The organism is Bacillus sp. FSL K6-1106 (assembly GCF_038005245.1).
Classification (GTDB): domain Bacteria; phylum Bacillota; class Bacilli; order Bacillales; family Bacillaceae; genus Bacillus; species Bacillus altitudinis.
In genome coordinates this window covers 2,728,206-2,744,069 of record NZ_JBBOSV010000001.1, presented here as the reverse complement: position 1 = coordinate 2,744,069, position 15,864 = coordinate 2,728,206, and the positions used below count along the sequence as shown (strand labels likewise).

Sequence of the window (15,864 nt, the reverse complement as noted above, 5' to 3'; positions counted from 1 at the left end):
ACATAAAAAGATATTCAAATTATTTTATATTGATATATCGAATCAGAGGATCATCATCGCTTCAATGACCATCACTTAATAGAAAAGAACCTCCCCTTATATCGACCTCAAAGCTTTTCCCTCCATTTTTATATACCATTCTATCCTGATCATCAACACAAGGAAAGTCATTGTGAAAAGTACCTGATCTTTTCTTCACATAACAAATAAATCCATCATTTTCCGGAATCGCCACTTTGACAGATGATCCAGTTGACGTCGATTTGAGCGAATGCAACATGGCCTTTGAATGTATCTGTACCCTTCTGCCTATTAAATTCAGATCAATATCTGAAAAAGCACCTACCATCTCCACTTTTGACGAAGTAGTACGCAGGCTCAATGTCTGCGTGTTGAGCTGTTGACTAGAGATAAGTCCACCCACTGTCTGCAAGTGCAGATGCTTGATTTCTCCCGTAAACATGGACTTTCCAGAAATCAATTGGCAGTCAGCCTCCTTCACCTTCAGTCCATTCAAGAATAGATTTGCTCCTTTACAATGAATAGACAAGGACTGTAACTGTGCCTGAGGGAGGTAAATCTCCAAATTCGTTTGATGAAGATGAAGCCCCAAGCTGATCGCTCGTTTTCTTTTATCTTGAATGACTAGCCTGCCTTCCTGCACTTGATGATGCAGTAAATACCGATGGGGGAATACGTGATTGGTGGTCTGCTTCATCAATAAATAAGGATGATCATGGTGATAAAGGCGAACATCTCCCACCAGCCAGTTTAACGAAAGTTCCGTTATTGCTTCTTCAATTTGAACCGTATGCTTCACATGTCTCCATCCTTTTCCCATCATGAATTACCTCGTTTGCAGCCGGCCGATGCGGCTCCACAATTCCAAGATCACAATGAGGACTGCTGCAATCATCACTCCTGACAGGATGAGGTTCATTTGATCATTGCCATAAATGGCGAGCGATACATTTCCTAAAACAGCACATAAAACAATTGCAGTCAGGACGGTCATCAAAACAGATTTCTTGCTCAACCCTATTCTCATCGCCATCATGCCAATCGCTTGAACACAAACAATCAACATAAAGAATGTTTTCATCAATTGAAACAGAGAACCTGCCGTCAGCGTATCGTGAACAATAGGGAAAAACAATTCAGTCACACTAAACACAACAAACGAAGGAATGATACTGCACATCATCGCAAACGTTGAAAGGCACACCATCCATATCATATGAGAAAGGAATCTCACTGAATTGGATGTGCGTTCCTGATAAACAGTCTTGCCTACACGCCAATACAGCATAGCTGTGATGATAGAAAAAAAGATCATCCATACTGTACTCGTTAACAAATAAATATTCGTATATTGCTGAAAACCCGGTTCGCGTTCAATTTTTGCAGCAAACGCAATAAAATAGATGAATACTAGCAGCACAATACTCGCGATGAAACTAGCTTGAATATACTGCTTCATGTGGCCTTTTCTTAGCTCAACCTTCATAAAATGAATCATACGTCATCCTCCTATCAGTTGGCATTCTTTACTTTTCGGGCAGATCATACCCGCCAATTTCAGCATAGTGCGCTGTCACCTTTTGAATAAATAGATCACTCACAATATCCACGCCAAGACCCTTCATCATCTGCTTTAAAAAACACAAACGCTGGACCGTTTCTTCATGATTGCGTACAAACAAGGTGGGATTCAACCATATATTCACAAGAAGCAAAAATACTTCTGCCACTTCACCAGGAAACGCAGTTTCCATCGAACCATCCTCAATCCCTTCAATGATTAACTGTTTGATTCTCACAGCGTCCTGATTGACACCTGTCTTCATGCCTTCAATCACAAATTGCGGATTTTTCATCTGATCAACCAAGATCCCATCAATCGAATGAGACTGCGGGTCTGCCACAAGCTGCTCCAGGATAAGCTGCAACTTCTCTTTCGCATGAGCTGCCTCCGTATGCTCAATTAACTCCTCAAGCTTCTCGGTTGCATAACGAAACTGCCGATCCATCACGCCGCGTAATATTTCATCCTTCGATTTAAAATGATGATAAATAGCCCCTTTAGACATATTCAATTCATGGATAATATCTTGCAAACTTGTCTTTTCAAATCCCTTTTCCTGAAACAACTTTGTCGACACGTCCAAAATTTGCTGCATCGTCTTTTCTGGATACTTATTTCGCGCCAGTTCAAACGCCTCCTTTTTACATACCGACCGTCGGTATGTTTAATTATATTTTTCATTATAAACGGTTCATGCAGATTTGTATACAACAAAAAAAGACCGCTCACACGGTCTTCTCAAGCTCAAAATGCAAATTCATCGGCACATCTGGCAGAGCCGAAGCCTCCACCATATTCGTTGTAGGTGTTTTCTCATCCACTTCCTCAAATCGAAAACCGTCAGCCCAGACTGTTCCATGACCGCTGAGTAGCACTCCAAAATGAATGGATTCACTGCGCGTAGGAACATCTAATACGATCGCATATTGATTCCATTCCGTAGAATCTGTCACAGGTCGATTCTGCATATTATCAAACTGCACCGTATCACCCTTTCCGTCATCTACCCGCATCCAAATTCCTGCTGAAGATACATTCTCTGTTTTCAAGAAAGCAGAGAGCTTCAACCGCTTGCCTACATACTCTTTTGCTTGAAACCCCTGCATCATCGTCGCAAACTGTCCTTCTTGTACGCCTTCTTTAGATGATAAAACACCTGATTGCTTTCCCGTATGAAACTCTGCTGTATCAACACCCATCTCATACATATGCGGATGTGAACCACTCAAACCCCAGCCAGGTACTGCTTCATGTAATGTCATCGAATCTTCCTCCTTTTTCATTTGCATGTCTCTCATCATGGACCTGTACATTCCGGGAGGTAAAGAATAAAGATGCTTAAAAGCACGCGTAAAGGCTTCCTGCGATTGGAATTGTAACGAAAAAGCGATGTCTAAAATCCCTTGATCCGTATACAAAAGAAGCTGTGCAGCCGTAGCTAATCTTCGTTTCCGCACATATTCCCCCATCGACAGCCCGGTTTCTCGTTTAAATACACGCAGCAAATGAAAATGTGAATATCCTACTTTCTCATGCACCTGTCTCAGCGACAGCTCATCCATCAAATGCGACTCCAAATAAGAAATCACCTCTTGCGTCACCCGACTATACATCATCTCCCTCACCTCTTCTTGATCATAAAACAAATCAGTTCACTCGTTTTGATCAAAATTGCGATGTTTCATCTGTCCAGCTGAGGAGGAAAAACGCTAACGTGAGCGCTCGTTGTTCGATAGAAACTCCCTCACATCATCTGCGATTTCTTTTGATTTCGTATGATGCAAATAATGGCCGCCTTTGAAAGTAACGACTTTTCCGTGGTCTACATTTTTCAGCAGCTCTTCATGCATTGGTTTCCAGTTTGGTGTTTCTTTCTCCGTTTGATCCGCTAGATAGAAAGCAACAGGGAGCTTCTTAGGGAAATGTAGGCGTTGAGCGTTTTTAAAATTGTTTCTAAAGTTTTCTGCCTCACTAGCTTGGCTTTCATCCAAGAAATTTCGGAAAGTCAGCATTTTAATCTGAGCTTTCGTTTGATCATCTACTTTAGGCATCACTAGTTGATCTGGATTCATTTTCACTATCAATCTGTAAAATCCGGATTGATGAAGCAGCTGTAAGCTGGAGACTGGTAATTCATCTGCATCCTCCTGCTTAGGAAAACTACTATCAATTCCAACAAAGGCTTGGACTTCTTTTTCGTATTGATTCACATATTCTAATCCATAGATGCCAGAAATCGAATGACCCATCAGCGTATATTTTTTAATGTTGAGTTTCTGCAAACATTCATGAATCTCATCCACAATGTTTTGACTTGTCCTTACTTTATCTGTGTCGTCACTTAAACCATAACCAAACGGTTCAATCACAACGACTCTATAATCTGGCGATAACTCCTTGACTAACGGTTCAAAATCCAGCACGGGTGAAGCAGTTCCATAGCCTGGTAGAAGGACAATCGTTTCTTTCCCATCGCCTTGAATGAGCACATTCATCTGCTTCCCATCCACCAAGACCTTTTGCCCATAATCTTCTATTTTCCCTTTCTCCCGTTCATTACTAATGAGGTTTACAAAATAAACAGTAGCTAGAAAAACAACCATGACCGTGATAATGGTGCCTATGGAGATCAACATGATTCTCAATATTTTTTTCATTGGTTTTCTCTTCCCTTCATGATGAAGAACTCTAGCTCACATCCATCGATGAAAATTAATATTTTCTTTCACAATAGATGATGCCGATTGTATTTGCGCAAACACTTGATACATACATAAACGTAATTGCTATATAAAACCACTCTGTTGGAGATGAGAATTGATGGACCAAAGATTGAACGACAGCAACCAATATATAGGCTAAAGCCACACCTATAATGGAAAAACTTCCGGCTTTCGCTAAAATAAATTGACCTCGTTCATCATGTTTATATTCACGGTTTTTCTTAAATTGAAAGGCCGTGCTTAAAATAGAAAGGGTAATGAGAGAATAAAGTATGATCGTCGTTATCATTGTTGTTCCTCCTTGTCGACCTCTTGAAATACGTCATACAAATCAACTTCAAATGTCCTAGCAATTTGAAATGCTAATTTTAAAGACAAAGAATATTTACCATTTTCAATCGCTGCCACAGTTTGACGAGTCACACCTAACTTCTCTGCCAAATCCTTTTGTGTCCAGTCTTTTTCTGCCCGTAATACCTTAATTCTATTTTTAATCTCCATTTCAAATTCCTTTCTTAAAGGATGATTTATTTAACAATATGTTAAATATAATTAACATTATGTTAATTAACAATAACCTCTTTTCTTCTGTATGTCAATTTCACCGGATGCAAAAAAGAATCATCCATTTTGAAAGGCCTACCTCAAAATGAATGATTCTCTATAAATGATGTGATCATCTGATTTAAAACACTTTCCTCTGGTAAATAGCAGTAGAAAGTCCCCAAGACAGCAAGTAGATGAGCATAATCAGTACAGTTGACCCCGTATAGACAATAGGGATCGATAAATTCATGATAAAATTAGTGATCCCACTGAATTGCTCTGCTAAATAGAGAACAACAGGCGGTCCCATAGCAGATAAGACGATAAAGCCAATGATCACTGCCGTTGTGATATAACCAGGCTTTAAGATATAAAACAATGGAAACGTACATGCTGCGAACAATAAAAACAACCCGCTGCCAATCGCAATATCTGACAGCGAAAACAGCTTCCCAAACACAAATAATGCAGCACTTGTCAGCACGATCGCAATACTCATATAGAAAATGGCGCCAAGATAACGTGATGCGATAATTTCTTTACGTGTATAGGGCAAGGAATTTAATAGAATATTCGTTTCTGCCTTCTCATCATAAGCATATGTGTTAAATGGAATAAAGACACTAGCGACTAGAAACGTTAAAACTGGGTGGACATCCATGAAAATGAAAAATAAGATAAACGGAATAAAAATAAGTAACTGCTTCTTTTGCAAAATCACATCACGCTTAATTAAATGAAACATGCGCAACCCCGCCTTTCAAATAAAACATGATATCCTCAAGCGACGCCGGTTCAATCACAACAGCATCCCCAAAAATAAGTTTCACCTCATCAACCCGATCTGTTAATGCTTCAAATCCGGCTGCCGTACGCTGAATATGGATAAACGCCTTTTCTGTGTCTCGATCCAGCAAATCCAGGCTCCCCTTCACCAGCGCATAATTCTCCGCCACCTCATGAATCGACTGTTGAAAGACCAATCTTCCATTTTGTATAAACGCAATATAATCCGCGATGCGATCTAAATCAGTCGTCATATGCGTTGAGAAAAAAATCGTTCGATTTCCATCAATCATCAATTCTTGTAACGTGCCGAGCAGCTCTCTTCTAAAGACCGGATCTAAACCAGCAGTTGGTTCATCCATGATAATCAGCTCTGCATGGTGCGACAGCGCAATCGCAAGCGATGCCTTCATCTGCATCCCTTTTGAAAATGTTTTAATCGCTTTATTCAGCGGCAGACCAAACTGTTCATTATATTGATAAAATAGTCTATCATCCCAGCGTTTATAGGCAGGTGCCACAATTCGTTTGATGTCTTTTAAATTCAATCCTGGGAAAAAAACGTTAGCATCGTAAACAAAGCCAATTCGTTCCTTAATCTCTTTTTCATGGGTGCGATAATCTAATCCAAAAATTTTAACCTCACCAGAATCTGGTTTTAACAAATTCATGATCATTTTAATCGTGGTCGACTTACCGGCTCCATTTTCTCCAATAAACCCAGTAACAAAGCCCTTTTTGACCTGTAAATCAAGATTCTGCACAGAAAAGTCTTTGAACCGTTTTGATACTCCTTTGAATTCAATCACGTGCTCCACTCATCTCACTCCTCATACAAGAACTTTAATAACTGCTGCAATTCATCAAAAGATAAGCCTAATTCCTTGCCGTTTGTAACAACCGCTCCAAGCTGTTCCTCAATCACCTTCAATTTTTTCTCTCTCATGACCTCTAGGTTTTGCTCGGCAACAAATGATCCCTTACCGACAATCGAATAAATAAATCCTGCCTTCTCTAACTCTTCATATGCACGTTTTGTTGTGATGACGCTGATTTGTAAATCCTTCGCCAGCTTTCGGATAGACGGCAGTCCCGCACCTTCTGCAAGCTCCCCCGTTAAGATCAACGATTTGATTTGCGTCGTAATCTGCTCATAGATAGGCTCCTTAGAATGGTTAGAAATCGTAATTTGCATATAAAAACCTCTTTTTTCTGTACTGGTATTCGCAATGAAATATTGTATATACTCTATATATACATTATATACACACTGAAAAAATATTCAACTCCTTTTATGAACTTTTTTGAATGCGATCCAACTAAAAAACCGCACAGCTCTTCAGCCATGCGGTTCCTCAACAAATCAATTTATCTCCAATATACCCATTTTCCCATAAGCCATTCCACAGGCCCTCTTCTCCACTTTTTCAAATAGAGATAGCTGATGAACAGCTGAGCTGTGTAAAGTCCAACAGCAAGTACCAGTCCAAACATTGAGCCCATTTGTCCGAATAACCCAAGTCCGTAAGAATAGAAAATCGTTGTACAAATAATAGATTGAGCCAAATAGTTTGATAAAGACAATCGGCCCAGTCCTGCAAGCAAACGTTTCAACCCTTGTGCAGCATTTGAATAGTAGAAGACAATGAAAGCTTGAATATAACCGATCGTCAGGACATAGGCTCCTAACGTCAACACCATTTCGCTCCAAGGAGCATCACTGAACGTCGCACATTTTAAAGCGAGCCCGATGATAATCATCCAAACCCAGCCTTTACGATAAGCCATGCCTCGATCTTCTTCTGTCAAATGACCTTTTTTCCCGATCGCCATGCCAAGCAGTGCAAATGGACCGATCATGATAGGAGCATAGAGAAGACTTAAAATTGGTGTCAGAGTAAGTGTTACAATTGCCATCATGATGGAGACGATTACCATATCATCTTCGATTGTAATCCGGCTCAACACAATATCGCCATATGTACCAGTTCCATATACATTTGTTAATAATTCAGAATTTCCGTAAATAAAATTCATTAGAGATGGATAAATCACTAAAGATACGGCACCTAAAATACCCGACCATATAAACACTGTTTTGATTCGACTATTTATAAACATCATCAAGAAAAACGTACATGCTCCATAATATAAGAGAATATCACCATTCCAAATGAATATGTAATGCAGCATCCCAAGCACAATAAGACCAAAGCCGCGGCGAACGACGATGGCATTCGTATTCAGCCCCTTTGCCTTCGTGGATTCAATCAACTTGATAAAAGAATACCCAAACAAAAAGGAGAAAATCGGATAAAATGACCCCTGAAACAAGATCTCCGTCACATATACCCCAAACTCCTGCCCCCATATGCTCGGATCAAACATCTTCTCAAAATCATAATCATATTGAAAATTAAGCATATTCACAATCAAAATACCTAATAAACTAAAACCACGTAAACTATCAATAAACTCAACCCTAGATCCCTTCAACACGACAGCTCCTTCGGAAAATATAAAAATAAAGCATATTTATCCTACCACACTTTTAAAAAATTGGATCTCATCCCCATGTGAAAAATCATGTTTTAAGGTAAATTTAATAAAAAAACCTAGAATTTATATTCTAGGTATCCTACTTATGATTGATGACTCTTTTCATCCTTCCAAAGCACACGCTTCACATAAAACAAAATCCCCAATCCAAACAAAATCAACGGCAACTCCCAGTCTGCAGAAATCGGCAGCCATTTCAACAGCATGAGAATCAGCAAAACAGCTCCCACACTTGCATAAAAGACCACCGTTTTTTTCAATTCTTGGTTTGATTGAAACAAAGCACTCTCCTCCACAACTCTAATTATGATCGTTTTTCTAGTTTTTTTAATATTTTTTCCCAGCCGGTATCTCCCATTTTCCGATCAATTAATTGTCCCTCTTTATCTATGAGGCAAAAACTTGGTAATCCTTGAATTTTATATTTTGTGACAATCTCATAATCTTGATCCAACACAATGGGAGCAATGAGATTCTTTTCCTCCGCATATTTCGAAACAACCTCTATCGATTTTTCTTCTTCCGTATATGGAACATGGACACAGGTTAAATGGATACTCAACTGATCCACACTATATAGAATGTGATCGGTTAATTCTTCACAATGCGGACAGTTAACTGACCAAAAATAAAGAAGCTGAGTATGCTCTTCAGGTAAACACCGCTGATGTGAAGAATGAATCCAAGGAAGGTGCTCAGGCCATTTAAGTATTTGCGTTTCCACTACTCATCCCCCTTTTCTTTTAATTGAAAGGCGATGATTTTTCCTAGTGCCTCTTCTGCAGCAAAAGGTGCCACATTTCCTGATGGATTCTCTTGTTCCTGTTTTAGGCACTCGTACATATTTTTTTCGATTTTTGATGGATCAATCCAAGAGATACACCACGACGCCCAAAAACAAGTAGGACCCTTATAGCGTTTTGCCAAAGGCAGAAGAAATGGCAAACTAGGCTGACCAATTCTCATGAGTGAGATCGCAGCCGCCATTCTTGTCTCCTCTTCTTCACTTTCTAACAGTTTGGCAAGAGCTTCTGCTGCGTCCCCTGCATCTGCTCCAAATTCACCAAGTACCGCTGCTGCAATATTCCGCAAAGAACCCTCTACTTTTAAGGCTTCAACAAGCACTGGCACTGCCTCTTTTCCTGATTTCCTTAACTCCCCCATGGCTTGAACGATCGTTACTTCATTGGTATTGACTAAACGTTGAACCGATTGGGATAGCTTATCTTCTGGTTTCATGACAATCAACTCCTCTTTTTAATGAGTCCCACGGCATCGATAACACATCACATAACATACACATCCAGCAAATACACATGTCATCGTTGTAAACCAGCCATTAGTGAACAGATGAATCCCAATGATGACCGCAGCACTTATGACAGATCCGATGAGCAATGATCGATAATAGATGCCCAAAGAAAGACTCGCTTCTCGTCTCAAAGGCTGCGTAAAGGCAAAGAGACGTATGGTCAAAAACCAAATATAAACCCCTACCCCATAAATGGCCCAATACAATACATCATGAATCTCTAACAAGATAAGAGAAATCAAGTAGACACCATACAACCAAAAGGTTTGAAACACTTCCAATAGAAGAATTTTTTGATATAAAGCACCCGGAAAAAGATACAGCAATCCCGTTTGCCCGTGTCTTACAATCCCAGCGTAATATGAACTGAGCAGGACAGATGCACCAATGACCAGAAAGAATAGAGTCAACCAATCTGAAAAATAAGAACTGACGACATAGTAAGTACCGATCAACAGCATGGTAGATAACAGGTGGAAGGTAGCATACTTTTTGATCATCAATATTTCTAGCCAAAGGAAAGCCCAGATGCCCGTTAATGTTGAAAGCCCCCACCACGTCTTGCTTTTCTTTGGACTTATTGGATTTGCATGAACCTGTTTCCCCTCAAATTCCTCCCAAAATGCCGCCTCTTTGACTAACGACTCCATCATCTCTATACGATGACTCGACCTGTACATCATCATGAAAGATAGAATCATCGCTCCAAGTAATATCAATACAGAAATGAATGAAAACTCCTCTATCATGCGTCCGACTTGATACATCAAAGAAGCAGATATCTCCATCATTGACGACTGTTTCAATATCAATTGATTCAAAGTGAGCAATGAAAGACAACCAAACATCAGTATAAAACCAATGAAGAGCACTCGTTTATATACTTGAATGGTTCTTGCACAAGATACCGCAATCATCCATGTTTCGATCATACATAACAGCGCTGTTAACAGGAGTGATTTACCAAGTAGAAAAAAGTACTGCTGCGTTAAACAAAGAAGGAGGATATCAGCCATCACAGCAGAAACAACGAGAAGAGCACATCGCCAAAAAATGTGATATACCCATACACTCATCACAACTGTCCATAAGGAAGCACCACTTCCATACAACCACATGATATCGTTCATCTGACTAGGCAGCCTATTCGAAAACAAGCCAAAGCCAGTATAAAGAACAAATAAAACGACAATGATCCATCCAGCTGTACTTGCATTCCAATCGCCCATACCTGAGACTGCGCTCAGCTGAAAACCGATGGCAGCCATCATAAGTAGCAAGATCAGAAAGGGCATTTTCTTTTCTTGATTTTTACTGATCAAGCGCCTTTGGGATTTCATCCATAAAAGGGAAAGCGTGTTATTCACTAGACCACTCCCCTAGAAGTTGAATGACTTCTGTCCGCCACTTCATTTGTTCTTCCTGCTGCTTAGGAACAGCGATACTTTTCATGATGGCACCGTCTCGAATCAATATCACCCTACTAGCCGTATCAAGAACAAACTCTAGACTATGAGTGGACACAAGAACCGAACCACCTTGAAGGCTCTTCTGTATCAGCCAATCTGACAGCCATTGTTTCGAAGGGATGTCTAACCCAACAGTCGGCTCATCTAAAATAAAAAGGGAGGCATCTTGCACAATGGCCCCTGCTAAGACGACACGCTGTTTTTGACCTCTTGAAAGCCTTCCGCACAATTCGTTCATCTTCATTTCGATATGTACTTCTTTCAACGCCTCAAATACCTTTTCTTTGATCTGTTTTAAACCTTTATGATAGCCCCTCGCACGGAATTGAACATGTTCAGCAACCGTTAAATCTGGGTACAAATATGGCTGATCTGGAATAAGAGCTACTTGTTTTTGGACATGGGAATGACCAGGAGGAAATCCCTCTATGAGTATTTCCCCTTGATCAGGTTGATAGAGACCTGTTAAGCATCGAATGGTTGTCGTCTTCCCCGCACCATTAGGCCCAAGCAGCGCCACAACCTCCCCTGCTTCAATGGAAAATGAAAGGCCCTCTATCCCATCACCATTGCTATATCGTTTGCTTACATTCTGAACCTCCATGAATGGCATCAAATCTCTCCCTTTTATTAGAGTGATGTATGCTGAGGCTTTTTGGTATGTAGATATCTTTGAAGTTTAAATTGCCATAAGGGCATACAAACGAGCACAAAATTGTGAATAAAATGTGCCGCCAGTACACAAATAAATCCATAATGCATAAAAAGAAAACCAAGAAAACATCCAAAAACAAAAAGATGCGCCCAGCGAATCCATCTTGGATCATAACCAGTAACCTGATGCATAATTGCCCATAAAAAAGATGATATTAAAATGGACAATATCGCATTCCCACTAAACCAAAATATAAGAGAAATCATTAAGAGTCGGTATATCACTTCTTCCCCAATAGAACTTTGTAGACTCATATTAAGCCCTTGTCTTAAAGTAAATCCAGATAAAAACATACTTCTATTCGATAGTTCCGGAGAAATACGTAATTTATTCATTCTCTCTAACAGGTAAAAGACCAGTGATGTGATGCCTAGACTAATTAACCCAGCGCTAAGACCAATAAAAGTTTGTCCAACGATTTCATCTAAAAATTTCATTTCTAATTCATTCGCAAGAGCGCCTCCTGCCAATGAACATATAAATACTACAAATCCTGTCAATAATCCTGCAAACAAAGTAGAGAGTATACCAAGTAATTTAACAGTTTGAACACTCATCCTAGCATCGTAAGCATTTACTATCGTTAACTGTATATCCTCCTTAATTGTGAGAGATTGCACTAGTACAATCATGAAACCCAGCATAAAACTTAATGTGAGGTTAATTTGAACATTCATTAAGACTAAAACTAATATAGCCATGATCATCGCAGCAGCTGACCCTAACATACCTGAGAGACCAAAAGTAGACTCAACTTGTTCATCTCTTATTACTTTATTCATCTGATCCGTTAAAATCTCTGTATCTGTGCCGATATATGTGATCACACCAGATTGCATTTCAACTGTTACCTTAAGTCGGATATCTTCCTTTTCAGCGAGATACCAATATGTTTTAATTTCACGAAAATCCTCTTCTTTTGAACCAGAACCAGTTGGTTTTGTCTTAGCCCATAATCCCTTTGAAGAACAAGTTAATTTATCTTTTAAACCTTCTAGTGAAATCTGACCGTCTTTTTTAGATAATGAAGTTTGCCTTACATCTGCATAAAAAAAGGTCACTTCCCGTTTAGCGTTTACTCCTATCACGAATGATTGGTTTTGGTGAACAAAACGAACACGCCAAGACTCAACCAATCCCATTTCATGAAGTATATGTCGATTTTTTTTAAGTAAACCTAAATGATGTAACTTATTCACTGTTTCATGATCATACCAATAGACTGAATATACCTCCCAAGATTCCACGTCTATGCCCACAAACTCTCTAATAAAATCGATACCCACTTTTCTTGCCTCAATTTTATCTAAAAGGTTTGATTCTATTGTTGACACTCTATACTTCGCAAACAGGAAGAGCCCTATCACTCCAAGACCTGACCACAAAATAAAAGTCATACTATTCATGAGTGATGCCTGCTCTCTTTTCATTTTCAAAGGGGAGATCTGGCTCGGATAGTTCAACTTTACCTATACATTTACAGTTTTTCGCTTCACATTTCAATTTCAATAGACGTGTTGGTGAACCAATATCAGAAAAAGAATCAGTTAGAATATGACCTAAAGGAATATCCTCTAATTGACAAGGTGTCACATAACCGTCTGCCCTTATATACCAAGCCAAATAACCCGGTGTACAAAAATCAGTTGTAAAAGAACTCTCTTCATGCTCCCAATCAATTATATTCAAATGGTGTCCCCACTTAGAACGCGCCTGCTGTAACTGGCTTTGAACACGATGTTCAAATGAAGTTTCTAGCGCTTTAAAATTCTTTGTAGCACGTCCTACGGATAATGTCTTACCAGCACGGAAAATAGAGGCATTTGCTTTTGCACAATGATCAACAACCTCCGCTACTTGATCAGCGTTCATTTCATTGATGGTCATTGCAACAATTACAGGAACATTCACTTCTGTTAACCGCTGGATGGTTTCCATACTTTCCTGAAAAGCACCTTTCCTTCCCCTTAAGGAATTGTGAGTGTCGCTCGTACCGTCAATACTAATTTGTACAGATACATTTCCTAGATGACTGAGTAATTCCACTTCTTCTTGTCTCCAGTTTAAGCCATTGCTAAAAACGTTTACGTTCGTAAATAATGAACTCGCAACCATCACAATTTCTTTAAAACCCTTTATGAGCTTGGCTTCGCCCCCTGTTAAAGTCACATCAGCCACACCTTGCGCAGCTAGTTTTTGCATCACATTAATCCACTGGGAACATGTTAACTCTTCAGGATAGGGCTTACCGGAACTAGCATAGCAAAAGGAACAACCTAAGTTACAAGCGTTTGTTAATTGGAGAGTACAGCTAATGGGCAAATAGGACTGTAAAGATCCTGTAAATTGAATAGGTTGATCCAATAACCCCTGTGTCCAAGCTTCTGTAAAAGGATGAGCACTCAATTCTTCACGCAACTGATCAGCTGTTAGCTTTTCCTTTTTAACGATTTCCCAGATACGAGCAGTTTTGCTCACGTCTTTATTCTTAGATAATAAAAATGCAAGCTGAGCCCCTCTTCCACTTAATCTAAAGTAATACATTGATTTTCTATCTATCATGACTGCGCCATGAGGCTGCAAATGAATCGCTAGTTCAGGTAAATCGTATTCTGTTAGTTGATTACTTGACATAAATAGACACCCCTTTTATAGAATAAGGAGCTAGCAATATATGCTTAACTCCCTATGTTATTCATTAAATAGCTCTCATTGCAGGATGTGGTAGTGCACAAACTCGTGTCATTGCAATACTCTTTGAGGCCCAGCACCCCATACATCCAGCTGCCTTAACAATTGAAGTACCACCTGGACGCTTAAGGCTTTTTTTACTCACAGATTCCCATTCTTTTTGGTTTCTTGTCATAAGTAAAACCTCCTCTAGAAATTTGCATAGTGTCAATAGTCCCAATCTCTATGCACCCTGATATTACCATATGAAAAATGTCGAAGTAAGGGGAATTGTGTAAAATATTCTAAAAAAATACTTAAAAGGTATTTATATCAATAAATTAGAGAGAACTAAATATAAAAAAGATTGGATATGAAAATCCAATCTTTTATCCATACTTCCCTTATGCAAAAATTTTTCATTATCTACCTCATCAAGACAATCATTAAGCCAACTCTTAAACCGAATCCATATCCCGACAAGCCCAAGCATCCACCTCAACCTTTAAAGCAGGTGAAGCCAAAGCCACCACATAAATCATCGTCATACAAGGCAGGTGGTCTCCTAAAAACTGACCCATGACTCGTTTTCTACTCTCAGCATCAAACTCACCTACCAAATAAAACACAAGCTTCGTTATATCTTCCACTTTCATATCTGCCGCTTCTACATTGCGTTTTACATTCTCTAACGCTAGCTCGAGCTGTTCCATCGGGCTCGCTGGGATGGTCCCATCGACTTCCATCCCCACTTGCCCCGATAAGGTTAACCACCGCTGCGGCCCTGTTGTCTCTATTTGATGAATGTACGGTGCAACTGGCGCGTGAATGGTCTCAGGATTACGTGATGTTTTCATTGATCAAACCCCTTTTCTGAAAATACAATCAATTTACACCTATCATACCAAACTTTCTTCCCATCCTATTTGCGTATGCTCCGAACGAAGCCAAAAAAAGACCTTTCTTCAAAAGAAAGACCTCTCTAAAATGATGCTCCGCTCCGATGCTCAATTTGATGAATCCAATTCAAATCCGCCTCTAAATGAAGCAGCGTGCCAGAAATCAATAAGTACCGACTCTCATCACCTTGCACAAGACATTCCGTTTTCAGCTTCGTGAGTTCCATCACATCTTTCATGATGACGGCTTTCTGCTGCTGAAGCATTTCTTTTTCTTGATGAAATCTGATTTTCCGTGCACAGCCCCATTTAAAGTGAAAATCATCCTTTACAGCATGATACGGAACAGGCGCCAACAGCCATGATTCCAGCTCTAGTCTGCCTTCTTCCGTCACGTCGTACAGCTTTCGATCTTGGTCATCTATTCCCACTGCTGTCACCAATTGATCACGAATTAACCGATCAAGCGTCGTGTAGATTTGACCCGGGTTGATTTTTCCTTTTATTCCGAGCAATGACTCCAGCTCTAGCTTTAATTCATATCCATGATGTTGCTGCTGACAGAGCGATGTTAAAATTCCGTATTTCACTGACATATGA

At 39.7% G+C, this 15,864-nt stretch carries 21 protein-coding genes; all 21 read right to left on the bottom strand.

The window, feature by feature from the left end; all coding sequences use genetic code 11:
* Nucleotides 1–61 precede the first annotated feature (61 nt).
* Nucleotides 62–844: a DUF4097 family beta strand repeat-containing protein gene (locus tag MHI20_RS14360; RefSeq protein WP_340939072.1), complete on the bottom strand. Its 783-nt coding sequence runs from the start codon at nucleotides 842–844 to the stop codon at nucleotides 62–64.
* 3 nt (nucleotides 845–847) lie between these two features.
* On the bottom strand, nucleotides 848–1,519 hold the full coding sequence (locus MHI20_RS14355) for a hypothetical protein (protein WP_045034667.1): 672 nt from the start codon (nucleotides 1,517–1,519) through the stop codon (nucleotides 848–850).
* Between the two features lie 28 nt (nucleotides 1,520–1,547).
* Nucleotides 1,548–2,180 carry a TetR/AcrR family transcriptional regulator gene (locus MHI20_RS14350; protein ID WP_041508154.1) on the bottom strand — a complete coding sequence of 211 codons (633 nt, stop codon included), beginning with the start codon at nucleotides 2,178–2,180 and terminating at the stop codon, nucleotides 1,548–1,550.
* Nucleotides 2,181–2,310: 130 nt separating this feature from the next.
* Nucleotides 2,311–3,201, bottom strand: a complete 891-nt coding sequence (locus MHI20_RS14345; protein WP_041508153.1) for a helix-turn-helix domain-containing protein — start codon at nucleotides 3,199–3,201, stop codon at nucleotides 2,311–2,313.
* A gap of 93 nt (nucleotides 3,202–3,294) precedes the next feature.
* Nucleotides 3,295–4,242 (bottom strand): alpha/beta fold hydrolase, encoded by a 948-nt coding sequence (locus tag MHI20_RS14340; protein ID WP_340939068.1) that lies wholly within the window; start codon nucleotides 4,240–4,242, stop codon nucleotides 3,295–3,297.
* Nucleotides 4,243–4,297: 55 nt separating this feature from the next.
* Entirely contained in the window at nucleotides 4,298–4,597 is a 300-nt protein-coding gene (locus MHI20_RS14335) for a hypothetical protein (RefSeq protein WP_008343907.1), read from the bottom strand.
* Nucleotides 4,594–4,809 carry a helix-turn-helix transcriptional regulator gene (locus MHI20_RS14330; protein WP_039176085.1) on the bottom strand — a complete coding sequence of 72 codons (216 nt, stop codon included), beginning with the start codon at nucleotides 4,807–4,809 and terminating at the stop codon, nucleotides 4,594–4,596. The genes MHI20_RS14335 and MHI20_RS14330 overlap by 4 nt, the downstream gene beginning before the upstream one ends.
* Nucleotides 4,810–4,993: 184 nt before the next feature.
* The gene (locus MHI20_RS14325; RefSeq protein ID WP_159145338.1) at nucleotides 4,994–5,599 is read right to left on the bottom strand and encodes an ABC-2 transporter permease; all 606 of its coding nucleotides are present in this window, start codon (nucleotides 5,597–5,599) and stop codon (nucleotides 4,994–4,996) included.
* Nucleotides 5,583–6,458, bottom strand: coding sequence for an ABC transporter ATP-binding protein (locus MHI20_RS14320; RefSeq protein ID WP_327859513.1), 876 nt, complete (start codon nucleotides 6,456–6,458; stop codon nucleotides 5,583–5,585). The genes MHI20_RS14325 and MHI20_RS14320 overlap by 17 nt, the downstream gene beginning before the upstream one ends.
* 5 nt (nucleotides 6,459–6,463) lie before the next feature.
* Nucleotides 6,464–6,835, bottom strand: coding sequence for a GntR family transcriptional regulator (locus MHI20_RS14315; protein ID WP_008343911.1), 372 nt, complete (start codon nucleotides 6,833–6,835; stop codon nucleotides 6,464–6,466).
* 173 nt (nucleotides 6,836–7,008) lie between these two features.
* Nucleotides 7,009–8,136 (bottom strand): DUF418 domain-containing protein, encoded by a 1,128-nt coding sequence (locus tag MHI20_RS14310; protein WP_340939059.1) that lies wholly within the window; start codon nucleotides 8,134–8,136, stop codon nucleotides 7,009–7,011.
* Nucleotides 8,137–8,282: 146 nt separating this feature from the next.
* On the bottom strand, nucleotides 8,283–8,480 hold the full coding sequence (locus tag MHI20_RS14305; RefSeq protein ID WP_144668347.1) for a hypothetical protein: 198 nt from the start codon (nucleotides 8,478–8,480) through the stop codon (nucleotides 8,283–8,285).
* Between the two features lie 23 nt (nucleotides 8,481–8,503).
* Nucleotides 8,504–8,923, bottom strand: a complete 420-nt coding sequence (locus MHI20_RS14300; protein ID WP_144668349.1) for a TlpA family protein disulfide reductase — start codon at nucleotides 8,921–8,923, stop codon at nucleotides 8,504–8,506.
* On the bottom strand, nucleotides 8,923–9,438 hold the full coding sequence (locus MHI20_RS14295) for a HEAT repeat domain-containing protein (RefSeq protein ID WP_144668351.1): 516 nt from the start codon (nucleotides 9,436–9,438) through the stop codon (nucleotides 8,923–8,925). The genes MHI20_RS14300 and MHI20_RS14295 overlap by 1 nt, the downstream gene beginning before the upstream one ends.
* Nucleotides 9,439–9,456: 18 nt before the next feature.
* Nucleotides 9,457–10,878, bottom strand: coding sequence for a sporulation killing factor system integral membrane protein (gene skfF / locus MHI20_RS14290; protein ID WP_242731441.1), 1,422 nt, complete (start codon nucleotides 10,876–10,878; stop codon nucleotides 9,457–9,459).
* Nucleotides 10,871–11,593 (bottom strand): ABC transporter ATP-binding protein, encoded by a 723-nt coding sequence (locus MHI20_RS14285; protein WP_144668355.1) that lies wholly within the window; start codon nucleotides 11,591–11,593, stop codon nucleotides 10,871–10,873. The genes skfF and MHI20_RS14285 overlap by 8 nt, the downstream gene beginning before the upstream one ends.
* 17 nt (nucleotides 11,594–11,610) lie before the next feature.
* Nucleotides 11,611–13,101, bottom strand: coding sequence for a CPBP family intramembrane glutamic endopeptidase (locus MHI20_RS14280; protein WP_242731439.1), 1,491 nt, complete (start codon nucleotides 13,099–13,101; stop codon nucleotides 11,611–11,613).
* Entirely contained in the window at nucleotides 13,094–14,329 is a 1,236-nt protein-coding gene (skfB, locus tag MHI20_RS14275) for a sporulation killing factor system radical SAM maturase (protein ID WP_138278025.1), read from the bottom strand. The genes MHI20_RS14280 and skfB overlap by 8 nt, the downstream gene beginning before the upstream one ends.
* A 64-nt stretch (nucleotides 14,330–14,393) precedes the next feature.
* Nucleotides 14,394–14,561 (bottom strand): sporulation killing factor, encoded by a 168-nt coding sequence (gene skfA / locus MHI20_RS14270; protein WP_017366484.1) that lies wholly within the window; start codon nucleotides 14,559–14,561, stop codon nucleotides 14,394–14,396.
* A 262-nt stretch (nucleotides 14,562–14,823) separates the two neighbouring features.
* Nucleotides 14,824–15,222 (bottom strand): RidA family protein, encoded by a 399-nt coding sequence (locus tag MHI20_RS14265; protein ID WP_079919441.1) that lies wholly within the window; start codon nucleotides 15,220–15,222, stop codon nucleotides 14,824–14,826.
* A gap of 125 nt (nucleotides 15,223–15,347) precedes the next feature.
* A complete protein-coding gene (locus MHI20_RS14260; RefSeq protein WP_039169395.1) occupies nucleotides 15,348–15,860 on the bottom strand; it encodes a PadR family transcriptional regulator in 513 nt (170 codons plus the stop codon).
* Nucleotides 15,861–15,864 lie beyond the last annotated feature (4 nt).

Excerpts from the sequence above, each read along its gene's own strand:
- skfA (WP_017366484.1), bottom strand. The coding sequence starts at position 14,561 with ATGACAAGAAACCAAAAAGAATGGGAATCTGTGAGTAAAAAAAGCCTT.
- MHI20_RS14265 (WP_079919441.1), bottom strand. The coding sequence starts at position 15,222 with ATGAAAACATCACGTAATCCTGAGACCATTCACGCGCCAGTTGCACCG.
- MHI20_RS14355 (WP_045034667.1), bottom strand. The coding sequence starts at position 1,519 with ATGATTCATTTTATGAAGGTTGAGCTAAGAAAAGGCCACATGAAGCAG.
- MHI20_RS14295 (WP_144668351.1), bottom strand. The coding sequence starts at position 9,438 with ATGAAACCAGAAGATAAGCTATCCCAATCGGTTCAACGTTTAGTCAAT.
- MHI20_RS14335 (WP_008343907.1), bottom strand. The coding sequence starts at position 4,597 with ATGATAACGACGATCATACTTTATTCTCTCATTACCCTTTCTATTTTA.
- MHI20_RS14285 (WP_144668355.1), bottom strand. The coding sequence starts at position 11,593 with ATGCCATTCATGGAGGTTCAGAATGTAAGCAAACGATATAGCAATGGT.
- MHI20_RS14350 (WP_041508154.1), bottom strand. The coding sequence starts at position 2,180 with ATGCAGCAAATTTTGGACGTGTCGACAAAGTTGTTTCAGGAAAAGGGA.
- MHI20_RS14345 (WP_041508153.1), bottom strand. The coding sequence starts at position 3,201 with ATGATGTATAGTCGGGTGACGCAAGAGGTGATTTCTTATTTGGAGTCG.
- MHI20_RS14280 (WP_242731439.1), bottom strand. The coding sequence starts at position 13,101 with ATGAATAGTATGACTTTTATTTTGTGGTCAGGTCTTGGAGTGATAGGG.
- MHI20_RS14360 (WP_340939072.1), bottom strand. The coding sequence starts at position 844 with ATGATGGGAAAAGGATGGAGACATGTGAAGCATACGGTTCAAATTGAA.
- MHI20_RS14330 (WP_039176085.1), bottom strand. The coding sequence starts at position 4,809 with ATGGAGATTAAAAATAGAATTAAGGTATTACGGGCAGAAAAAGACTGG.
- MHI20_RS14325 (WP_159145338.1), bottom strand. The coding sequence starts at position 5,599 with ATGTTTCATTTAATTAAGCGTGATGTGATTTTGCAAAAGAAGCAGTTA.
- MHI20_RS14260 (WP_039169395.1), bottom strand. The coding sequence starts at position 15,860 with ATGTCAGTGAAATACGGAATTTTAACATCGCTCTGTCAGCAGCAACAT.
- MHI20_RS14340 (WP_340939068.1), bottom strand. The coding sequence starts at position 4,242 with ATGAAAAAAATATTGAGAATCATGTTGATCTCCATAGGCACCATTATC.
- MHI20_RS14315 (WP_008343911.1), bottom strand. The coding sequence starts at position 6,835 with ATGCAAATTACGATTTCTAACCATTCTAAGGAGCCTATCTATGAGCAG.
- skfB (WP_138278025.1), bottom strand. The coding sequence starts at position 14,329 with ATGTCAAGTAATCAACTAACAGAATACGATTTACCTGAACTAGCGATT.